Origin of the sequence: Actinoplanes sp. NPDC049599 (assembly GCF_044465625.1) — a bacterium.
Lineage (GTDB): Bacteria > Actinomycetota > Actinomycetes > Mycobacteriales > Micromonosporaceae > Actinoplanes.
On record NZ_JBITLX010000046.1, the window covers coordinates 1 to 19,539 of the forward strand.

Below are 19,539 nucleotides of genomic sequence, written 5' to 3' on the forward strand. Positions count from 1 at the left end.
CCCGGAAGAAGCCCTCGACTGCGCCTGCGGCCTCTACCTCAACGACCCCACCGCATGGCTCCCACCCCCGACGAACTAACGCGGTGCTGCACTAGGAATGCGACCGGCCGGCATGCGGGGGCATGCCGGCCGGTCTTTCGGGGGGCGGGTAGAGCCTGGGTGGCGCCGCGGTCAGCGGCTGCCGAAGTCCTGGGTGTAGTACGGGGTGCCGTTGGCGGAGAAGACCACGCCGACGGCGAACGTCTTGGCGCCGCAGTCGAGCAGGTTGCGCTTGTGGCCCGGGCTCTTCATCCACGCGTTGACGACCTCGGCGGCGCTGCGGTAGCCCCACGCGATGTTCTCGCTGCGCGCGGCGGTGTAGCCGGCGGCCTTGGCGCGGGCGACGAACGACGAGCTGGCCGCGCCGGTGTGGCTGAACCTGCCGGTCGCCGCCATGTACTTGCTGTGGCCGCGGGCGGCCCAGAGCAGCTCCGCGTTGACCCGCAGGCCCTTGCAGCCGGCCTTGACCCGCTCCTTGTTGGACAGGCTCACCACCTGCGTCTGCAGCGTGGTGAACGACGGGGTGGCGGCCTCGGCGGGGGCGGCGGTGACGAGCATGCCGACCAGCGCGGCGGGGATCATCGCGAGGGTGGCGAGGCGACGGACCAGGGTCTTCTGCACGGGTCAACCTTTCGAGGAACACCGCCTGGACGCTTCGTTCGCCAGGTACGCCATTCCCTTCGGAAGTCCCGCGGGGTTCGCTGATGCCTCTTCAGGTGCCTTGGTGTGAGTGCTCAGTTGCGGCTGGGGTGCCTGCCGTGCCGGGGTTGCCGCGGCGGTGTCCGCCGGTTGCGGTACGGGAGCACAAAGAGGCCCGGCGGGTGCCGCCGGGCCTCTGGCCGTACTGGTGGGTCAGCGTTGCAGGGCGGCGCCGAGGACCGGGGCCAGCAACCGGCTGTACGCGGTGGTGACGTGGTGCATGTCGCGGTAGACCAGGATGTTGCCGATCACCGACGGGCACTTGGTCGCGGTGCAGAACCACGGTGTCGGGTCGATGACCGTCGCGCCGGCCGCCCGTACGGTGTCCGCGATGAGCTTGCGCCGCCCGGGCAGGTTGATCGCGCTCCGGCGGTCCCGGGCGCAGGCCGACGGCTCGTCCATGTGCGCGGAGAGACAATCCGGCGCGGGCCCGGCCTGCCACGGGGTGTCGTTGACGAAGTACACCTCGGTGCCGGGCGCGGAGAGCCGCCCGATGCTCCGCTGCCAGGCCGCGGCCCACGCCTGGTCCTGGGTGCCGGTCACACCGAGCAGGTCGTTGCTGGGGTACGTGGACGCCACGACCACCTTCGCCGGGCGCAACGACCGGGTGTACCGCCAGGCCTCCTTGCGCCACTGGACACACTCGGTGAACTCCCGCTTGAGCTGCTCCAGGTAGATCACGCCGTCCGCCGCGGTGCACGCGCTCTTGGTGACGACCACGAGCTTCCAGTGCCGGGCCAGCGCGGCGGCCTCCAGCGCCGGGAACCAGTGCCCGGCGTGCGAGTCGCCGAAGAGCACCACGGTGGTCGGGGAGGACAGGTCGCCGTACGCGCAGGGCTTCTTGACCGCGGGGTCGGCGAAGTCGCCGGAGCAGCCCTCCCGGTAGTAGCGCGGCTTGTCCTTGGCGGCCCGGTCCAGCGGCGGGGTGAGGTTGCCCGGCACCGCGGGCAGGCGCACGGCGGCGGCGATCGAGCGGGGCAGCTGCTTGACGTCGTACGTGGTGGGGTCCAGCGGGGCCGCCCGGTAGGCGTTGGGCCGGGAGGCGTGGGAGGAGGTGAAGCCGATCAGGACGCACAGCGCGGCGGCCAGCACCGAGAGGGCCGCGCCGGCGCCCAGGCCGCGCCAGGGCCGGTCGCGCAGCCCGGCGAGGTGCCGTACCGGGTTCTCCACCAGCGCGTACGTCAGCGCGGCCAGCACCAGCGCGCCGAGCGCCACCACCACGTTCTCCCAGCCGGCGAGCGGCCGGCCGGCCACGAACGGCGCGATGAGCAGCGCCGGCCAGTGCCACAGGTACCACGAGTAGGAGAGCCGGCCGACGACCTGGAGCACCGGCACGCCCAGCAGCCCGGCCGGGCGGGCGCAGCCGCCCGCGATGACCGCCGCCGTGCCCAGCACCGGCAGCAGGGCGGCGTAGCCGGGGAACGGAGTCGCCGCGGTGTAGCTGAGCGCCGCGACCACGATGGCCGACAGCCCGCCGCCGATCAGCAGCTTCGCGGGCAGCGGCGGCAGCTGCCGCAGCCGCGCCGCGCCGACCGCCAGCAGCGCGCCGGCGCCCAGCTCCCAGGCCCGGGTGTGCGCCCCGAAGTAGGCCCACCCGGCGTTGTGCTGGGTCTGCCAGACCGACACCGCCAGCGAGCCGGCGGTGAGCACGGCCAGCACCGGGGCCAGCCCGCGGCTGCCGCGGCGCACCACGACCAGCAGCAGCAGCGGCCAGACCAGATAGAACTGCTCCTCCACGGCCAGCGACCAGAAGTGCTGCAACGGCGAGGGCGCCGACTCCGCGCTCAGGTAGTCGGTGCCGATCGCGGCCAGCCGCCAGTTCATCGCGTACACCGAGGTGTGCAGCGCGTCGGAGACGATCTCGGCCAGCCGCAGCGGCGGCAGCCACACCGCCGAGGCGACCACCGTCGCGACCACCACCACGCTCGAGGCGGGCAGCAGCCGCATCGCCCGGCGGGCGTAGAACCGCGGGATCGAGACCCGGCCGGTGCGCTGCGCCTCGCGCAGCAGCAGTCCGGTGATCAGGAAGCCGGAGATGACGAAGAAGACGTCGACGCCGACGTAGCCGCCGCCGATGAAGGGCAGACCACAGTGGTACGCGACCACGAGGAGCACCGCGACGGCCCGCAGCCCCTCGATGTCCCGCCGGTGCCGGGCCGGTTCCGGGGCGGGCGCGCCACCCGGAACGGGTGCGGTGGGCCGGTGCCGGCGGGGTGCGGGCGCGACCGGCACGGTGCTCATCTCGGTCACAGTCGGTGGGCCTCCGTGCCGCGGGTCACGCCCCGGGTGTCGAAGAACCGCTTGGCGAGCCGGGCCAGGTGGTCGGCGTCGTACTCGCGGTGGTGCTGCACCAGGATCACCAGGTCCGCGGCGGCGGTAGCGCCATCGAGGTCGTCCGTGCGGGGCACGTTCCACTCCTTGACGTACGGATCGTGGAAGGTCACCTCCGCGCCGAGCGCGGCGAGCTGCCGGGCCAGCGGGGTGGCCGGCGACTCCCGCTGATCGGCGATGTTCGCCTTGTACGTGACCCCGAGCAGCAGCACCCGGGCCCCGTGCACGGCCTGCCCGTCGGCGTTGAGCAGGTTCTGCGCCCGCCGGGCCACGTACGCCGGCATCGTCGCGTTGATCTCCTGGGCCAGCTCCACGAACCGGAACGGGTAGCCCAGCTTGCTGCGCACGTTGTGGCTCAGGTAGTTCGGGTCGATCGGGATGCAGTGCCCGCCCACCCCCGGCCCGGGATAGAACGCCTGGAAGCCGAACGGCTTGGTCGACGCGGCCCGGATGACGTCCCACAGGTCGATGTCGAGCTCGTGGCAGAACCGGGCCATCTCGTTGACCAGCGCGATGTTGACGTGCCGGTACGTGTTCTCCAGCAGCTTCGCGGTCTCCGCCTCGCGGGTGCCGCGGGTGCGCACGACCGTGTCGACGAACCGCCCGTAGAACGCCGCCACCCGGTCGGTGCACCCGGCCGAGAAGCCGCCGACCACCTTCGGGGTGTTGCGCGGCCCGAACCGCTCGTTGCCCGGGTCGATCCGCTCCGGCGAGAACGCCAGGTGGAAGTCGCGCCCGGCGACCAGCCCGGAGAGCTGCTCCAGCAGCGGCCGGACCACGTCGTCGGTGGTGCCGGGGTAGGTCGTGGACTCGAGCACGACCAGCATGCCCGGGCGCAGGTTGCGCCCGATCGCCTCGGTCGCGCCGGTGACCGCGCGCAGGTCCGGGCCGTCGCCCTCGGACAGCGGCGTCGGCACGCAGATCACCGCGACGTCCGCGGTGGCGATCAGGGTCTCGTCGGTGGTGGTGCGGAACCCACCGGCGACCATCCCGGCCACGTCGGCGTCGGAGAGGTCGTCGACGTGCGAGCGGCCCGCGCCGAGCGCTGTGACCACTGCCGGGTTGACGTCGAAGCCGAGCACGGACATGCCGGCCCGGATGGCCTGCTGCGCCAGCGGCAGGCCGACGTAGCCGAGGCCGAGGATGACGGCGTCGTAGGTCACGGGATCTGTACTCCTTGATCGAGCGCCGGTCAGGCGACGGACGTGTTGGTGGAGGTCGGTTCGCCGGTGCCGCGGTCGTGCTGCGCGGGCAGGGCGCCGGCGGTGACCGGCGTGGCGCGGCCCACCTGCCGGCCCGGCAGCGCGGGTGGTGCCGGCTGCGGTGCGGTGGCGGGCCGCGGCGAGCTCAGCTCGTACGGCGAGACGAAGGGCAGGTACGCCGGCAGGAAGTCGGCCAGCATCGCCTCCTGATCGGCCACCAGGGCCGGGCCGGAGTCGGTGTCGTTGAGGCAGAACGCGTCGAGGTTGCGGTTCCGCAGCAGGTTGGCGAGCTTGAACGGGGTCGCCGGCGCGGCCAGGTCGGCGTAGCGGTACTCGATCGAGCCGGGCACAGCCCGCCCGGTCAGGTACGCGTAGTGCTGCTGCAGCGACGAGAGCAGCGAGATGTCGTCGGGGTGCCGGAACTGGTGGTTCGCGGTCGCGTCGACGTGCTCGAAGAAACGCTCCTCGATCTCGGCGATGACGCCGCGCCGGGACGGGTGCGGGGTGTGCTTCATCTTGCGGGTCAGCACCCGGCCGAAGGCCTCCCGGATCAGCTCCCGGTTGTTCTTGCCCGCCGAGTCGGCCGGCGGGTCGGTCGCGCGCCGGGGCGTCGCGTCGACCTGCGCGGTGGACGGGAAGAACCGGGTCAGCCCGCCCGCGGTGAAGAACAGCTCGGGCCCGACCGGCCGGCCCAGGAACACGTCGTCGTTGAGGTAGAGGAAGTGCTCGCTCAGGCCCGGGATGCGGTGCAGCCGGCTCTCGATGGCCTGCGAGTTGAAGGTCGGCAGGGTGCCGGTGTCGCCGAAGATCTCCTTGTGGCTGACCACGGTGATCCGCTTGTTGCCGGTGTCCAGCCAGGCCGGCACCTGGTCGTCGGTGACCAGGAAGATGTGCCGGATCCACGGGGCGAAGCAGTGCAGGGCGCGCAGCGAGTAGCGCAGCTCGTCGCGGGAGGCGTACCGGGAGTCGTTGCTGGCCAGCGGGCTGGCGTCGTCCAGCCAGGGGTTGCCGCCCAGCGCGGCGGCCTTGCGGGCCTGCCAGGCCGGGTCGCCGCCGTCGACCCAGGTGTAGACCGCGTCGATCGGGAAGCTGATCCGGTCCAGGCCGGGCGTCGTGAAGATCTCCCGGGTCCGGTACCGGGTGGTGTCGTCCGGCGCGCTGAACGCGCCGAAGGTGGGCTCGGCGGCGGAGACCACCGGCTCGTCGGCGGGGATCACGTCGGCGATCGGGTTGGCCCGCGGCCCGGCCAGCATGCCGTCGCGCTCGCGCCAGAACTCGACCTCGCAGCCCAGGTCGAGACCGAGCATCAGGCTGCCGTCGGGGTCGGTGACCGGCCAGCAGACCCGCAGCACCTCCGCGCCGCGCCGGGCCCGGCGGCCCTTGCGCCCGCGCGGCCGGACGATCTGGAGCAAACCGGTGCCGGCCTCGGTGAGTTCCTCCAGCAGGCGGACCACCACGGCCCGGTGCTGCTCCGGTACGGCCACCGCGGTGTGCTGCAACTCGCGGGTCGGCACCCGGAACCAGTCGACGCCGGCCGCGTCCAGGGCGGCGACGACGCGGTCGAGGTTCTGCCGCCGGACGCCGGCCGGGCTGGCCGCGGGATCCCGGCGTGCGGTGACCCAGCCGCGGCCGGCCCGGACCCGCATCGTCGGGGCGTCCGGCGCGGTGCGCATCAGCGGCAGCCGGGGCGGCGCGGACAGGTGCACAACCCGGCGGGCCATGCCGAGGCGCTGGTCCGGCGCGACGCGGGGCAGGATCCGATGCTGAACCGTGTTCAGGATGCGCGTGCGCACTCGCCAGGGAGTCAGTCGCAGGATCCGTCGCAGGGGCACGCCGTTGTCCTTCCGCCGGATGATCGTCGGGGCCGGTGCATCAGCCGCCCGGTTCCTCGTGCCTCAACGGCCCGATTCGTCGGAAGGTTGCGGTCGATATCGGCTTTTCGGACGTCTGTACTGTTTGCCTTATTTGCCTGTTATCTGCGGTATACGGGATTTGCGCAGGTGGCGGGAGGGGAACGGCGGACGGCCACCCCTACGGGTCCGCCCGGATGCGCTCACTTGCGGGCGGGGCGCATGGTGGACACGGGTGGGTTCTTCTTCAGGAGGCTGAGATGGGCAAAGCAATCGCGTACCTGGTGGCGACGATCGCCGGCGTCATCGTGGTGGGCTGGGTGGCGATCCAGCTGCTCCAGGTGCTGGTCGGCGCGCTGGCGTACCTGATCGTGGGCGCGATCGTGGTCGGCGGCGGGGTCTACCTGTACGGCCGGGCGAAGAAGTCGCTGGCGCCCGGGACCCGCAACCAGCGGCGGATCGAGGCGGCGGCGAAGACGTACCGGATGCGCAACCGGTGAGCGTTCCGCCGGGCGGCTAGGCTTGCGGTCATCTCCGCACCTAAAGACCAACGGGAAGTTGCGCCGTGTTTGACACCTTGAGCGACCGCCTCTCCGGGATCTTCACCAAGCTCCGCGGCAAGGGCAAGCTCACCGACGCCGACATCGATGCCACCGCGCGCGAGATCCGTCTCGCGCTGCTCGAGGCGGACGTCGCGCTGCCGGTGGTCAAGTCGTTCATCGCCAACCTCAAGGAGCGGGCCCGCGGCGCCGAGGTGTCCCAGGCGCTCAACCCCGCCCAGCAGATCATCAAGATCGTCCACGAGGAGCTCATCACCGTCCTCGGCGGCGAGGGCCGCCGGCTGCAGTTCGCCAAGCAGCCGCCCACGGTGATCATGCTGGCCGGCCTGCAGGGCTCCGGTAAGACCACGCTGGCCGGCAAGCTGTCCCGGCACCTCAAGGGCCAGAACCACCAGGTCCTGCTGGTCGCCTGCGACCTGCAGCGCCCCAACGCGGTCAACCAGCTCCAGGTCCTCGGCGGCCGGGCGGGTGTCGACGTGTACGCCCCCGAGCCGGGCAACGGCGTGGGCGACCCGGTCCAGGTTGCCAAGGACTCGATCGAGCACGCCAAGCGGACGGCGAAGGACATCGTCATCGTCGACACCGCCGGCCGCCTCGGCATCGACACCGAGATGATGCAGCAGGCCCGCGACATCCGCGACGCGGTCGACCCGGACGAGGTCATCTTCGTCATCGACGCGATGGTCGGCCAGGACGCGGTCACCACGGCCGAGGCGTTCCGCGACGGCGTGGGCATCACCGGCGTGGTCCTGTCCAAGCTGGACGGCGACGCCCGCGGCGGCGCGGCGCTGTCCGTGCGGCACGTCACCGGCCAGCCGATCCTGTTCGCGTCCACGGGCGAGAAGCTCGAGGACTTCGACGTCTTCCACCCGGACCGGATGGCCAGCCGGATCCTCGGCATGGGCGACGTGCTGACCCTCATCGAGCAGGCCGAGCAGGCCTTCGACGAGGATCAGAAGGAGAAGATGACCTCCAAGCTGCTCGGTGGCGAGCAGTTCACCCTGGAGGACTTCCTGGACCAGCTCATCGCGGTCCGCCGGATGGGACCGATCGCCAACGTGCTGGCGATGATGCCCGGCATGGGCCAGATGAAGGACCAGATCGCCGAGCTCGACGACAGCCACTTCGACCGGGTCACCGCGATCATCCGCTCGATGACCCCGGGCGAGCGCACCAACCCGAAGATCATCAACGGCTCCCGCCGGGTCCGCATCGCCAACGGCTCCGGCGTGACGGTGATGGACGTCAACCAGCTGCTCAACCGCTTCACCGACGCACAGAAGATGATGAAGCAGATGGGCGGCATGATGGGCCTGCCCGGCGCCGGCCGACGCAAGGCGACCAAGAGCCCGAAGAACAAGCGCAAGGGCACCAAGGGCGGCAACCGGCCGCGCGTGGGCGGGATGCCGGGCGGCTTCCCGGGCGGCATGCCGCAGCTGCCGCCGGGGCTGGACCCGGGCGCGCTGGGCGGGGGACCGGGGCAGGGCCTGCCGCCGGGCTTCAAGCTCCCGAAGATCGACTTCAACAAGCTCCAGAACCCCAAGAAGCCCGGCGACGACAAGCGCTGACATCGGCACACGACAACTAGTCACGGAGCTAGTGCGGTGAACGGTGAACCCCTCCAGGAGGAGCCGATGACCGTTTCCGTGCCCTTGGGCTCGCTGTCGCCGGGCGAGCTCGATCTGCTGCGCCGCGACGACCTGACCGTCGACGACATCGTGGACCTCCCTGAGGGGCTCCACTATGAGTTGATCGACGGAAGGCTCGTCTTGACCCCTTTGGCCCTTCTCCTTCACCAGCTTCTCAGTTTGAGAGTCGGCTCAAGCTGACGAAGTACGCCGAGGTGGGCATCCCGTCCTACTGGATCATCGATCCGCTGGCCGACCGCGTGACGTTCACGCAGTTCTGCCTGGGTACCGACGGGGTGTACCAGAGCAGGCTCGAGACGGCTGAGGTTGTCACCGTCGACCGGCCCTGGGAAGTCACCCTGGACCTCCCGGCGTGGACCCGCAAACGTGATCGCATTCGCGAGGTCGCCCGCCGGGACAGCTGAGCCGGTGATCGGGTAGGACATACGCATGGCGTTGCATGTGCGTGGGGTCCTGCTGCCCGATGACGAGGTCCGCGATCTGTGGCTGGTCGGTGACCGCATCACCCTGGAGCCGGTCGCCGGCGCCGAGACCATCAGCGACGGCGGTTACGTCGTGCCCGGCCTGGTCGACGCGCACTGCCACCTCGGCATCCAGTACGGCGCCAAGCCCATCGAGAGCCTCGACCAGGCCCGCGAGCTGGCCCACACCGACCGCGACGCCGGCGTGCTGGCGCTGCGCGACGCCGGGTCGCCGTACCCGTATCCCGAGCTGGACGACGAGCCCGGCATCCCGCGGCTGGTCCGCGCCGGGCAGCACGTCGCGCCGACCCGGCGCTATCTGCGTGACATCGGGATCGAGGTCGACGCCGCCGACGTGGTCGCGACCGTCACCGCCCAGGCCAAGGCCGGCACCGGCTGGGTGAAGCTGGTCGGCGACTGGATCGACCGTTCCGTCGGCGACCTCGCCCCCTCCTGGGACCCGGCGACCATGGCCGCCGCCGTCGAGGCCGCGCACGCCGCCGGGGCGCGGGCGGCCGTGCACACGTTCTCCGAGGAAGGCGTCGCGCAGATGGTGCGGGCCGGCGTCGACTCGGTGGAGCACGGCACCGGCCTGTCGCTCGACCTGATCGACGAGATGGCCCGCCGGGGCACCGCCCTGGTGCCCACGATGATCAACATCCGGACCTTCGGCGGCATCGCCGACCAGGCCCGGGCCAAGTTCCCCGGATACGCCGACCACATGCTCGCCCTGCGCGACGGCTTCCCCCGGGTGGTGGCGTCGGCGCACGAGGCGGGCGTGCCGATCTACGTGGGCACCGACGCCGGCGGCAGCATCCGGCACGGCCTGGCCGCCGAGGAGATGCTGCTGCTGCACGAGGCCGGCATCCCGGCCGCCGACGTGCTGGCCGCGGCGTCCTGGCGGGCCCGGGCCTGGCTCGGCTTCCCGGGTCTGGTCGAAGGCGGCCTCGCCGACCTGGTCGTCTACCCGGCCGATCCGCGCACGAACCTGGCCGTCGTCCGAGCCCCGCAGCGCATCGTCCTGAAGGGCCGGGTGATCCGCTGACGAGAGCCGGCCGCGGGTCCGGTCCGCGGCGCGTCGTCGGCGACGGCCGCGACAACCGCCGGTCGTGTCGGCAATCAGATGGCAGGGGTGGGCGCCCCAGCGCCCGCCCCGGTCTCGGCGGGAGCGACGGGCGGTGAGATGCAGCCAGGCACGACCGGTTCTGGAATTTGATCTTGATCTTGCCGAAACGGCGCGGTGCCCAGCCACTGCGGGTCGCTCCCGCGGGGCCGACTACGATGCGTCCTCATGGCTCGCGTGCTCACTCCCCGTGCGGAGGACTTCCCCCGCTGGTACCAGGACCTCATCGCCAAGGCGCAGCTCGCCGACAACGGCCCGGTGCGCGGGACGATGGTGATCCGGCCGGTCGGCTACGCCATCTGGGAGCACATGCAGGCCGACATGGACCGCCGGATCAAGGAGGCGGGCGCGCAGAACGCGTACTTCCCGCTGTTCATCCCGGAGAGCTACCTGCGCCGCGAGGCCGAGCACGTCGAGGGCTTCTCGCCGGAGCTGGCCGTGGTCACCCACGCCGGCGGCAAGCAGCTCGCCGAGCCGCTGGTGGTCCGGCCGACCAGCGAGACGGTCATCGGCGAGTTCATGGCCAAGTGGGTCGACTCGTACCGGGACCTGCCGCTGCTGCTGAACCAGTGGGCCAACATCGTGCGCTGGGAGCTGCGGCCCCGCACGTTCCTGCGGACCACCGAGTTCCTCTGGCAGGAGGGCCACACCGCGCACGCCTCGTTCGAGGACGCGCGCGACTACGCCCGCCAGATCCACAAGCACGTGTACGAGGAGTTCATGGTCAACATGCTGGCCATCCCGGTCGTACCCGGTCGCAAGACCAAGGGCGAGCGGTTCGCCGGCGCGACCAACACCATGACCGTCGAGGCCATGATGGGCGACACCAAGGCCCTGCAGATGGGCACCTCGCACGAGCTGGGGCAGAACTTCGCCAAGGCGTTCGACATCACCTACTCGTCCGCGGCGAGCAAGGTCGAGCACGCCTGGACCACGTCCTGGGGCACCTCCACCCGGATGATGGGTGGCCTGATCATGGTGCACGGCGACGACAACGGCCTGCGCCTGCCGCCGCGGATCGCGCCGATCCAGGCGCAGGTCATGGTCGTCAAGGCCGGCGAGGGCGTCACCGAGGCCGCGACCCGGCTCGCCGACGAGCTCAAGGCCGCCGGCGTGCGGGTCAAGCTCGACACCCGGGCCGACATCCCGTTCGGCCGCCGGGCCGTGGACGCCGAGCTCCAGGGCGTTCCGGTACGCATCGAGGTGGGCCCGCGCGACCTCACCGCGGGCAACGCCGTGGTGGCCCGCCGCATCGACGGCACCAAGTCGCCGGTGGCGCTGGCCGAGGTCGTCCCGACGGTGGTCGACGCGCTGCGCACCGACCAGCAGCGCATGTACGACGACGCGCTGGCGTTCCGCGAGGCCAACACGGTCGAGGTGAAGACGCTGGGCGACGCGATCGAGGCGGCGCAGACCGGCTGGGCCCAGGTGCCGTGGTCCGCCGTCGGCACCGAGGGCGAGGCCGAGGCGAACGGCAAGGCGGTGACCGTACGCTGCCTGTTCCGCGAGGACGGCTCGATGCCGGACTCCGACGACGAGCCCGGCCTGGTCGCGATCCTGGCGCGTTCCTACTGAGCGTGCGTTTCGCGCCGGGCCGCGAGGTCCTCTACCGCAACGTGGACGGGCCACGGCTGGCAGCCGTGCGCCCGTGCCGGGTGGTCAGCGACGACGACCGCGGGCTGCTGCTCTGGCTGGCCCGCGGCTCGGCGGTGGCGATCGAGGTGGCCGAGGACGGCCGCGGCATCCGCGACATGCCGTTCGACGAGTGGACGGCGCTGCCCACGAAGATCATCACGGTCAGCTGGCAGGGCCCGGGCGTGCTCAAGTTCATCCCGCCGGACGCGGACCACTCGATCTGGTTCTTCCGCGACGACCAGCACCGCTTCACCGGCTGGTACGTCAACCTGGAGGAACGGGCCCTGCGCTGGGACGACGGCCCGATGGCCGGCATCGACGTGATCGACCAGGACCTGGACGTGGTGGTCCGCCCGGACCGCAGCTGGGAGTGGAAGGACGAGGACGAGTTCACCGAACGCCTCGCGTTCCCGGAACACTACTGGGTCCACGACGAGGCGGCGGTCCGCGCCGAGGGCCTCCGCGTGATCAAGCTGATCGAGGCGGGCGAGTTCCCCTTCGACGGCACCTGGACGAACTACACCCCGGACCCGGCGTGGCACCCGCCGACCACGCTGCCCCCGGGCTGGAACCGCCCCGCCGAACCCCGCCGCTGAACCCGCACCACTGGCAGCCCGAATCCTGAGCCGCATCTGCCTGCCGGTGAGTCGCGCTCCCGCCGGTGAGTCGCGCTGTCGCCTCTGACCCGCGCGGCGTTGGCTTGTCCTGGGTGGTGTTGGCTCATCCCGGGTGGCGCCGACACGTCCTGCGTGTGAGTGGCACCCGCCTTCGCTGCACCGGCCTGTAAACCGCGTCCCCTCGCCTCTGAGCCGCGCCTTGCGTCGGGTCACGCCTCGCGCACGGGTTCCGCTCGCCACCGTCCTTCAGCTTCGCTTCGAGTAGACCTTGGTAGGAAGTGGCCGTCATAGGGGCCAAATCCTACCAAGATCTCCGATGCATCCAGCCCGTCCGTGGCGCTGAGCAGGTGGGGTTGGCCAGCCGCCAGCCGCCAGCCGCCAGCCGCCAGCCGCCAGCCGCCAGCCGCCCGCCGCCCGCCGCCCAGTTGGCCTGCCGCTCGCCGCTCGCCGCTCGCCGCCTGCCGCCTGCCGCCCAGTTGGCCTGCCGTCCGCCGTCCGCCGTCCGCCGCCCGCCGCCCGCCAGCCTGTTGCCGGTCGCCATCTGGCGACTGCTGCCCGCTGGTTGCCTCAAGGTCGCTGCCTGCCGCCCGTCTTCGCTGCCCGCTGGTGGGATCTGCGCAGATCTTGATGAGGCGTGTCGGGGTTTCTGACCGGAGTGCAACAAGATCCGTGGTTGGTGGAGGCGCGGCGGATCCGGGTTGCTCAGGTGGTGGCGGCGCTGTCGAAGTCGGCCTGGCGGGCGGGCGGGGCTGGGTGGCGTGGCGGTAGGGGCTGCGTGGCGGGTGGGGCTGGGCCTGGGTGGTGTGCTGGGCGGGGCGGCGGCGTGGCGGGTGGGGCTGGGCCTGGATGGTGTGCTGGGCGGGGCGGCGGCGTGGTGGGTGGGGCTGGGTGGTGTGCTGGGCTGGGTGGGGTGCTGGGCGGCTTGGTGGGTGGGGCTGTGGCGGGGTGTGGGTGGTGGTGGGTTGGTGTTGTGGAGGCGTGGCAGGTGGCTCACCGCGGTTGTGGGGTGTGGTGGGTGGGTGTGCCGGGTTTGGGCATGCAATCAGCCGGCGTTCGGCGGGAGCGACGGTCAGAGCCATGCAATCAGGCACGACCGGAAGAATTTGATCTTTGGTTTTGGGGTTGTGCCGGGGGCGATTGGGATGCGCCCGGTCCCTCTGGCAGAATGGACAGGTCCGGCGTGCGTGAGCTGCCCTCTAACTCCCCACGTAGCGCCAGTCCTCGAGGCATCGGTCCCATATCCCCACGTGGGTTCCGTTCTCTCACCCACGTACCGGCTCCCAGGCGGGCCGGTCGTCATCGCAACAGGAGCGAACAAGACCGTGGCCGTAAAGATCCGGCTCCTGCGGATGGGCAAGATCCGCAACCCGCAGTACCGCATCGTCGTCGCCGACTCGCGCACCAAGCGTGACGGCCGCGCCATCGAGTACGTCGGTATCTACCAGCCCAAGGAAGATCCTTCGATCATCCAGGTGAAGTCGGAGCGGGTGCAGTACTGGCTCTCGGTCGGCGCGCAGCCGAGCGAGGCCGTGCAGCGGCTGCTCGAGAAGACCGGCGACTGGCAGCAGTTCAAGGGCCTGCCGGCCCCGCCTCCGCTGCTCATGAAGGCGGAGAAGGTCAGCCGCCTGGCGACCTACGAGGCCGAGGCCAAGGCTGCCGCGGGCGTTGCTGACGCGCCGGCCGCCAAGCCCGCCAAGAAGGCCAAGGCGACCGAGAAGGCCGCCGACAAGGCTGCCGAGAAGGCGACCGACAAGGCTGCCGAGAAGACCCCGGCCGCGCCGGAGGTTGCCGAGACCCGCCCGAGCGACACCAAGGCCGTCGACCCGGCCGAGCCGAACCGTGAGGCTGTTGCCGCAGACGCGAAGGACCCGGCCGGTGCCGGCGCCGACGCGAACTGACGGGGCGCTCCGGCCTGCGCTGGAGCACCTCGTCAAGGGCATCGTCGACAACCCGGACGACGTCCGGGTCCGGCTGGTCGACTCGCGCCGCGGTAAGCGGCTCGAGGTGCGCGTCCACCCCGAGGACCTGGGAACGGTCATCGGGCGGGGCGGGCGCACGGCCAAGGCGCTGCGTCAGGTCATCGGTTCGATCGGTGGGCGCGGCATCCGCGTCGACATCGTCGACGCGTACTGAGCTGCTGCCTGATGTTGCTGGTCGTCGGTCAGATCGGTAAGCCCCACGGGATCCGTGGGGAAGTGCTCGTGACGGTGCGGACCGATGATCCAGAGGCGAGATTTGCCGCCGGGTCGGCGTTCACCACGGAGGTCCCTCGGGATCGCCGGGTGAGTGCCGGCCCGGCGCCTGCCGCCGTGCCCGGGGTCGCGTACCAGGTGCCGGCGAAGCTGGTGCTGGAGCAGATCCGCTGGCACCAGGGCAAGGGCATCGCCCAGTTCGAGGGCGTCGTCGACCGCAACACCGCCGAGGCGCTGCGCGGCGTGCTGCTGCAGGTCGACAGCTCGCAGGTCGCCGACCCCGAGGATCCGGACGAGTTCAACGACCACCAGCTGGCCGGGCTGACCGTGGAGTCGGTCGACGGCACGGTGCTGGGCACGGTCGACCGGATCGACCACGCGCCCTCCTCCGACCTGATCGTGCTCAAGAAGGCCGCCGGTGGCACCGCGCTCATCCCGTTCGTGAGCCAGATGGTGCCGACGGTTGACCTGGCCGGCGGTCGGGTCGTCGTCGATCTGCCGGAGGGTCTGCTAGAGCTCTGATGCGCGTCGACGTCGTTTCCATTTTTCCCGAATACTTCGCGCCGCTGGAGCTGTCGCTGGTGGGCAAGGCCCGCGGCGCCGGGATCCTCGACCTGTCCGTGCACGACCTGCGCACCTGGACCTCGGACGTGCACCGCACGGTCGACGACAGCCCGTACGGCGGCGGCCCCGGCATGGTCATGCGCCCGGAACCGTGGGCGGCGGCGCTGGACGCGGTCGCCCGGCCGGAGTCGGTGCTGGTGGTGCCGTCGCCGGTGGGCAAGCCGTTCACCCAGGCCGACGCGCACGAGCTGGCCGCGCTCGACCACCTGATCTTCGCCTGCGGCCGGTACGAGGGCATCGACCAGCGGGTGCTCGACGATGCCGCCGCCCGGATGCCGGTGCGTGAGGTCTCGCTCGGTGACTACGTGCTCTTCGGCGGCGAGGTCGCGGTCATCGTGATCATGGAAGCGGTCACCCGCCTGTTGCCGGGGGTGCTGGGCAACGCCGAGTCGCTGACCGAGGAGTCGCACGCGGCCGGGCTGCTGGAGGCGCCGGTCTACACCAAGCCGGCCGTGTGGCGGGAGCGGGCGGTGCCCGAGGTGCTCCGCTCCGGTGATCACGGGCGGATCGCGCGCTGGCGGCGTACGGAATCGCTGCTGCGGACCGCGGCCCGGCGGCCGGACATGTTGGCCGCCTATCCCGATGATCTTCTCGACAAGAAGGACCGGGCCGCTCTCGACGAGGCCGGATTTCGGATCCCGCCCCCGGGTGTGGCAAAGTAGTGAGGTTGCCGTTCGAGCTCCACGCCGTGGCGCCGAACGAGGACCCCGCTTGCGGGTCAGAATCACCCCAATCGCGCATCGAACTCCCGGTGCGCTTTGAGTACGACGAGGATGCAGCGATGAACACGCTGGACGAACTCGACGCCCAGTCGCGGCGCACCGACATTCCGGTCTTCCGGGCCGGCGACACCGTCAAGGTGCACGTGCGGGTCGTGGAGGGCAACCGTTCCCGCGTCCAGGTCTTCCAGGGCGTCGTGATCAGCCGCCAGGGCGGCGGGCTGCGCGAGACCTTCAAGGTCCGGAAGATCAGCTTCGGCGTGGGTGTCGAGCGGACGTACCCGATCAACAGCCCGCAGCTCGACCGCATCGAGGTCGTGACCCGCGGTGACGTGCGTCGCGCCAAGCTGTACTACCTGCGTGAGCTCCGTGGCAAGAAGGCCAAGATCAAGGAGCTGCGCGAGAAGCAGACGGTCAGCTGAACCCGTCGGCGGTCCGGGCCGTATTCACTCGGACTGACGTTTACTGCGCGAGCGCACTACTCTTGCGTCAGTGACGGATGGGAATTCAGCAGGACCATTCGCACTACCGCCCGCCATGCCCCCGCGAGGGGATTCCGGGCGGTAGTGCTGTATCCGGGGCGGCTCGACCGGACGGCGGCGGGAGATGCTAAGCGTGGAACCGATGCAGGGGTATCGAGCCTCCTCCTCCGGACGTCGCCGCGGGCGAGTGATCCGCCGCAAGGAGATGCCCCTCTGGCAGGAGCTGCCGCTGCTCCTGGTGGTGGCGTTCTGCCTCGCCGTGCTGATCCGCACCTTCCTGGTGCAGGCGTTCTACATCCCGTCCGGCTCGATGGAGAACACCCTCGCGATCAAGGACCGGGTCCTGGTCAACAAGGTCGTCTACGACATGCGCGACCCGCTGCGCGGCGAGATCGTGGTCTTCCGCGGCACCGACAACTGGGCGCCCGAGCAGCCGGCCGAGCCGATCAGCAACACCTTCGGCGCCAAGCTGGGCCGGACCATCGGCGACCTGGTGGGCGTCAGCCGGCCGGGCGAGCGGGACTTCATCAAACGGGTGATCGGGCTGCCCGGCGACAAGATCGCCTGCTGCGACGACCAGGGCCGGATCACGGTCAACGGCGAGCCGGTCGACGAGCCGTACATCTTCGAGGACTCGCCGCTGGACGCGCCGCCGAACCCGCGGCAGTGCACCAGCCGCCGGTTCGCCGAGGTGACCGTGCCCGCGAATGAGATGTTCGTCATGGGCGACCACCGGCTGGTGTCGCAGGACGCCCGCTGCCAGGGCCCCGTGCCGATCGACAACATCATCGGCCGGGCCTTCGTGGTGGTGTGGCCGACCAGCCACTTCACCAGCCTCTCCGTGCCCGACAACTGGAAGGCGTACGCCGCCGACCACCCGATCGCGGCCGCTCCCACGGGTGCTGATTCGCGTCCCGCACCCGACCCGGGCACGGTTGCGGTTATGCTGCCGTTCCTCTTAAGTGTCGGCGTATCCGCGCGTTCCGGACTGTGGTGGCGGCCCCGGGGACGTAGGCTCCGATCGTGATTGACGAGCACACCGACTCCGAGGCCAAGCGCAGCGGTTCGTTCTGGCGCGAGCTACCGATCTTGCTGGGAGTGGCGATCCTCGTCGCGGTCCTGGTGCGGGCCTTCGTGTTGCAGACCTTCTACATCCCGTCGCCCTCGATGGAGCACACGCTCAACGTCTGGGACCGGGTGCTGGTGAACAAGCTCGTCTACGACTTCCGGGAGCCCCGCCGCGGCGAGATCGTGGTCTTCAAGGCCCCGGCCGACTGGCAGAGCGGCACCGAGGGCGAGGACTTCATCAAGCGCATCATCGGCGTCGGCGGCGACCACGTGGTCTGCTGCGACGCCGAGGAGCACCTGATGATCAACGGGCACTCGCTGAAAGAGCCGTACATCTACACCGACGCGGACGGCAAGCAGGACCCGGCCGCGGACGAGAAGTTCGACATCACCGTGCCGGCCGGCCGGCTCTGGGTCATGGGCGACCACCGCTCCGCCTCCGGCGACTCGCTGGAGCACTGGGAGCAGACCGAGGACATCCAGGAGGCCACGATCGAGACCGACGCGATCGTCGGCCGGGCCTTCACGATCTTCTGGCCGGTGGGACGGGCGACCTGGCTCTCCGTGCCCAGCGGGTTCGACGGCGTACCGGCCCCGGCCGCCGCCAACTGACCCGGCATCAAGATCGACCACCGGCGCAATAGGCTGGTGCCGTGACGTTCATCGAACGACGGGCCGCCCGGGTTCTCCTCATCGATGCCGCGGAGCGCACGCTGCTGCTGCACGGGAGCGACCCGGCGCGCCCGGAGCAGCACTGGTGGTTCACCCCCGGCGGCGGCCTGGCCGAGGGTGAGACGCCGGCCCAGGGCGCGGCCCGGGAGCTGCACGAGGAGACCGGGCTGAAGGTCGCGCCCGAGGACCTCGGTGCGCCGGTGCACCACGAGACCGCCGAGTTCAGCTACGACAGCCGGCAGTACCGGCAGCACCAGCACTTCTTCCTGTACCGGGTGGCGGAGTGGCAGGTCGACACCGCCGGCTTCGACACCGAGGAACAGCGGACCATCACCGATCACCGCTGGTGGTCCACCGCCGAGCTGGCCGCCTCCGCTGAGCAGATCTACCCGATCGACCTCGCCGACCTGCTGCGGCGGGTGCGCTGATGCTCAGCCCGCCCCGCACGGTCGTGCGCCGCGAAGGCGGCCTCTACGCCCTCGAACGGGCGCTGCAGCGCCGTGGCTTCCGGCACGTGGCCGGCGCCGACGAGGCGGGCCGGGGCGCCTGCGCCGGGCCGCTGGTGGCCGCCGCGGCGATCCTGCCCGAGGGCAGACGCGGCGAGATCGACGAGCTCGCCGACTCCAAGTTGCTCACCGCCGCCGCCCGCGAACGCGTCTACGACGAGGTGGTGGCGCGGGCGCTGGCCTGGTCGGTGGTGATCGTCCCGCCGGCCGAGGTGGACGGCCGCGGCCTGCACGTGTGCAACCTGGCGGCGATGCGCCGCGCGCTCGCGTCGCTCACCACCCGCCCCGAGTACGTCCTGACCGACGGTTTCCCGGTCGACGGGCTGGGGGCGCCGGGCCTGGCGGTGTGGAAGGGTGACCGGGTGGCGGCCTGCGTGGCGGCGGCCAGCGTGCTCGCCAAGGTCACCCGGGACCGGCTGATGGTGGAGCTGGACGGCAGGTTCCCGGACTACGGCTTCGCGGTGCACAAGGGTTACATCACCGACGAGCACAGCGCCGCGCTGACCCGGCACGGGCCGTGCGTGGAGCACCGCTTCTCGTACGTGAACGTGGCAGCCGTCTCGGGACGCGGCAACCGCCCGCCCCGGGCCCGCCGCCCGGCGATTCTGCCCCCGGTCACCGCCGAGCCGCTGATGCTCTGGCCAGCAGTGGAGGGTACCGTCGGCGTGGCGTCGGGCGAGCAGCCTCGGCCGCCGGTGCCGGTGGGGGAAGATGAGGCCATGGAGGGCGAGAAGCGATGAGCGCAGAAGATCTCGAGAAGTACGAGACCGAGATGGAGCTGCAGCTCTACCGGGAGTACCGCGACATCGTCCGACAGTTCTCGTACGTGGTGGAGACGGAACGCCGGTTCTACCTGGCGAACCAGGTGGACCTGCACGTCCGCAACTCCGACGGCGAGGTCTACTTCGAGGTCGAGATGCACGACGCCTGGGTCTGGGACATGTACCGGCCGGCCCGCTTCGTGAAGAACGTTCGCGTGATGACGTTCAAGGACGTCAACGTGGAGGAACTCGAAAAGCCGGACATCTCACTCCCGGACGAGGCCGGCTTCGGCGGCAGCTGATCCGCCGGCCGCGGTTATCCACAGGGTGGGTCGCGGCCGTTCTCGGT

Annotated in this window: 20 protein-coding genes and 1 pseudogene; 17 read left to right on the forward strand and 4 right to left on the reverse strand. The window is 71.1% G+C overall.

What is annotated here, in order from left to right; translation table 11 throughout:
* Nucleotides 1-171: 171 nt before the first annotated feature.
* From ACIBQZ_RS41245 to ACIBQZ_RS41260, 4 genes are all read right to left on the reverse strand, one after another.
* Entirely contained in the window at nucleotides 172-660 is a 489-nt protein-coding gene (locus ACIBQZ_RS41245) for a CAP domain-containing protein (RefSeq protein WP_396094412.1), read from the reverse strand.
* A 231-nt stretch (nucleotides 661-891) separates the two neighbouring features.
* A complete protein-coding gene (locus ACIBQZ_RS41250; RefSeq protein ID WP_396094413.1) occupies nucleotides 892-2,979 on the reverse strand; it encodes an acyltransferase family protein in 2,088 nt (695 codons plus the stop codon).
* A 5-nt stretch (nucleotides 2,980-2,984) separates the two neighbouring features.
* Entirely contained in the window at nucleotides 2,985-4,232 is a 1,248-nt protein-coding gene (locus ACIBQZ_RS41255; RefSeq protein ID WP_396094414.1) for a nucleotide sugar dehydrogenase, read from the reverse strand.
* Between the two features lie 29 nt (nucleotides 4,233-4,261).
* Nucleotides 4,262-6,103 (reverse strand): stealth family protein, encoded by a 1,842-nt coding sequence (locus ACIBQZ_RS41260; protein WP_396094415.1) that lies wholly within the window; start codon nucleotides 6,101-6,103, stop codon nucleotides 4,262-4,264.
* 278 nt (nucleotides 6,104-6,381) lie between these two features.
* On the opposite strand from ACIBQZ_RS41260, the gene ACIBQZ_RS41265 reads away from it, so the two are divergent.
* The 17 genes and pseudogenes from ACIBQZ_RS41265 to ACIBQZ_RS41345 all read left to right on the forward strand — a co-directional run bounded on the left by ACIBQZ_RS41265 (nucleotide 6,382) and on the right by ACIBQZ_RS41345 (nucleotide 19,492).
* Nucleotides 6,382-6,621: a hypothetical protein gene (locus tag ACIBQZ_RS41265; protein WP_396094416.1), complete on the forward strand. Its 240-nt coding sequence runs from the start codon at nucleotides 6,382-6,384 to the stop codon at nucleotides 6,619-6,621.
* 65 nt (nucleotides 6,622-6,686) lie between these two features.
* Nucleotides 6,687-8,249: a signal recognition particle protein gene (ffh, locus tag ACIBQZ_RS41270; protein WP_396094417.1), complete on the forward strand. Its 1,563-nt coding sequence runs from the start codon at nucleotides 6,687-6,689 to the stop codon at nucleotides 8,247-8,249.
* A 66-nt stretch (nucleotides 8,250-8,315) separates the two neighbouring features.
* Nucleotides 8,316-8,510 (forward strand): hypothetical protein, encoded by a 195-nt coding sequence (locus ACIBQZ_RS41275; protein WP_396094418.1) that lies wholly within the window; start codon nucleotides 8,316-8,318, stop codon nucleotides 8,508-8,510.
* 14 nt (nucleotides 8,511-8,524) lie between these two features.
* Nucleotides 8,525-8,734, forward strand: a complete 210-nt coding sequence (locus ACIBQZ_RS41280; protein WP_396094419.1) for a hypothetical protein — start codon at nucleotides 8,525-8,527, stop codon at nucleotides 8,732-8,734.
* A gap of 25 nt (nucleotides 8,735-8,759) precedes the next feature.
* On the forward strand, nucleotides 8,760-9,836 hold the full coding sequence (locus ACIBQZ_RS41285) for an amidohydrolase family protein (RefSeq protein WP_396094420.1): 1,077 nt from the start codon (nucleotides 8,760-8,762) through the stop codon (nucleotides 9,834-9,836).
* A 246-nt stretch (nucleotides 9,837-10,082) separates the two neighbouring features.
* Nucleotides 10,083-11,489, forward strand: coding sequence for a proline--tRNA ligase (gene proS / locus ACIBQZ_RS41290; protein WP_396094421.1), 1,407 nt, complete (start codon nucleotides 10,083-10,085; stop codon nucleotides 11,487-11,489).
* 2 nt (nucleotides 11,490-11,491) lie between these two features.
* Nucleotides 11,492-12,145 carry a DUF402 domain-containing protein gene (locus ACIBQZ_RS41295; RefSeq protein WP_396094422.1) on the forward strand — a complete coding sequence of 218 codons (654 nt, stop codon included), beginning with the start codon at nucleotides 11,492-11,494 and terminating at the stop codon, nucleotides 12,143-12,145.
* 1,343 nt (nucleotides 12,146-13,488) lie between these two features.
* Nucleotides 13,489-13,923, forward strand: a pseudogene (gene rpsP / locus ACIBQZ_RS41300) (30S ribosomal protein S16); the annotation flags it as partial.
* 118 nt (nucleotides 13,924-14,041) lie between these two features.
* Nucleotides 14,042-14,299 (forward strand): RNA-binding protein, encoded by a 258-nt coding sequence (locus ACIBQZ_RS41305; protein WP_023561857.1) that lies wholly within the window; start codon nucleotides 14,042-14,044, stop codon nucleotides 14,297-14,299.
* A 14-nt stretch (nucleotides 14,300-14,313) separates the two neighbouring features.
* Nucleotides 14,314-14,880, forward strand: a complete 567-nt coding sequence (rimM, locus tag ACIBQZ_RS41310) for a ribosome maturation factor RimM (RefSeq protein ID WP_396094454.1) — start codon at nucleotides 14,314-14,316, stop codon at nucleotides 14,878-14,880.
* On the forward strand, nucleotides 14,880-15,644 hold the full coding sequence (trmD, locus tag ACIBQZ_RS41315; protein ID WP_396094423.1) for a tRNA (guanosine(37)-N1)-methyltransferase TrmD: 765 nt from the start codon (nucleotides 14,880-14,882) through the stop codon (nucleotides 15,642-15,644). Before rimM ends, trmD begins: the two co-directional genes overlap by 1 nt.
* 119 nt (nucleotides 15,645-15,763) lie before the next feature.
* On the forward strand, nucleotides 15,764-16,123 hold the full coding sequence (rplS, locus tag ACIBQZ_RS41320) for a 50S ribosomal protein L19 (protein ID WP_396094424.1): 360 nt from the start codon (nucleotides 15,764-15,766) through the stop codon (nucleotides 16,121-16,123).
* A 184-nt stretch (nucleotides 16,124-16,307) separates the two neighbouring features.
* Nucleotides 16,308-17,210, forward strand: a complete 903-nt coding sequence (gene lepB, locus ACIBQZ_RS41325) for a signal peptidase I (protein ID WP_396094425.1) — start codon at nucleotides 16,308-16,310, stop codon at nucleotides 17,208-17,210.
* Complete coding sequence (lepB, locus tag ACIBQZ_RS41330; protein ID WP_396094426.1) at nucleotides 17,207-17,863, forward strand: signal peptidase I; 657 nt, start codon at nucleotides 17,207-17,209, stop codon at nucleotides 17,861-17,863. Before lepB (ACIBQZ_RS41325) ends, lepB (ACIBQZ_RS41330) begins: the two co-directional genes overlap by 4 nt.
* 41 nt (nucleotides 17,864-17,904) lie before the next feature.
* Nucleotides 17,905-18,351, forward strand: a complete 447-nt coding sequence (locus ACIBQZ_RS41335) for an NUDIX hydrolase (RefSeq protein WP_396094427.1) — start codon at nucleotides 17,905-17,907, stop codon at nucleotides 18,349-18,351.
* Complete coding sequence (locus tag ACIBQZ_RS41340; protein ID WP_396094428.1) at nucleotides 18,351-19,169, forward strand: ribonuclease HII; 819 nt, start codon at nucleotides 18,351-18,353, stop codon at nucleotides 19,167-19,169. Before ACIBQZ_RS41335 ends, ACIBQZ_RS41340 begins: the two co-directional genes overlap by 1 nt.
* Nucleotides 19,166-19,492, forward strand: coding sequence for a DUF2469 domain-containing protein (locus tag ACIBQZ_RS41345; RefSeq protein ID WP_023561849.1), 327 nt, complete (start codon nucleotides 19,166-19,168; stop codon nucleotides 19,490-19,492). Before ACIBQZ_RS41340 ends, ACIBQZ_RS41345 begins: the two co-directional genes overlap by 4 nt.
* Nucleotides 19,493-19,539: the final 47 nt, after the last annotated feature.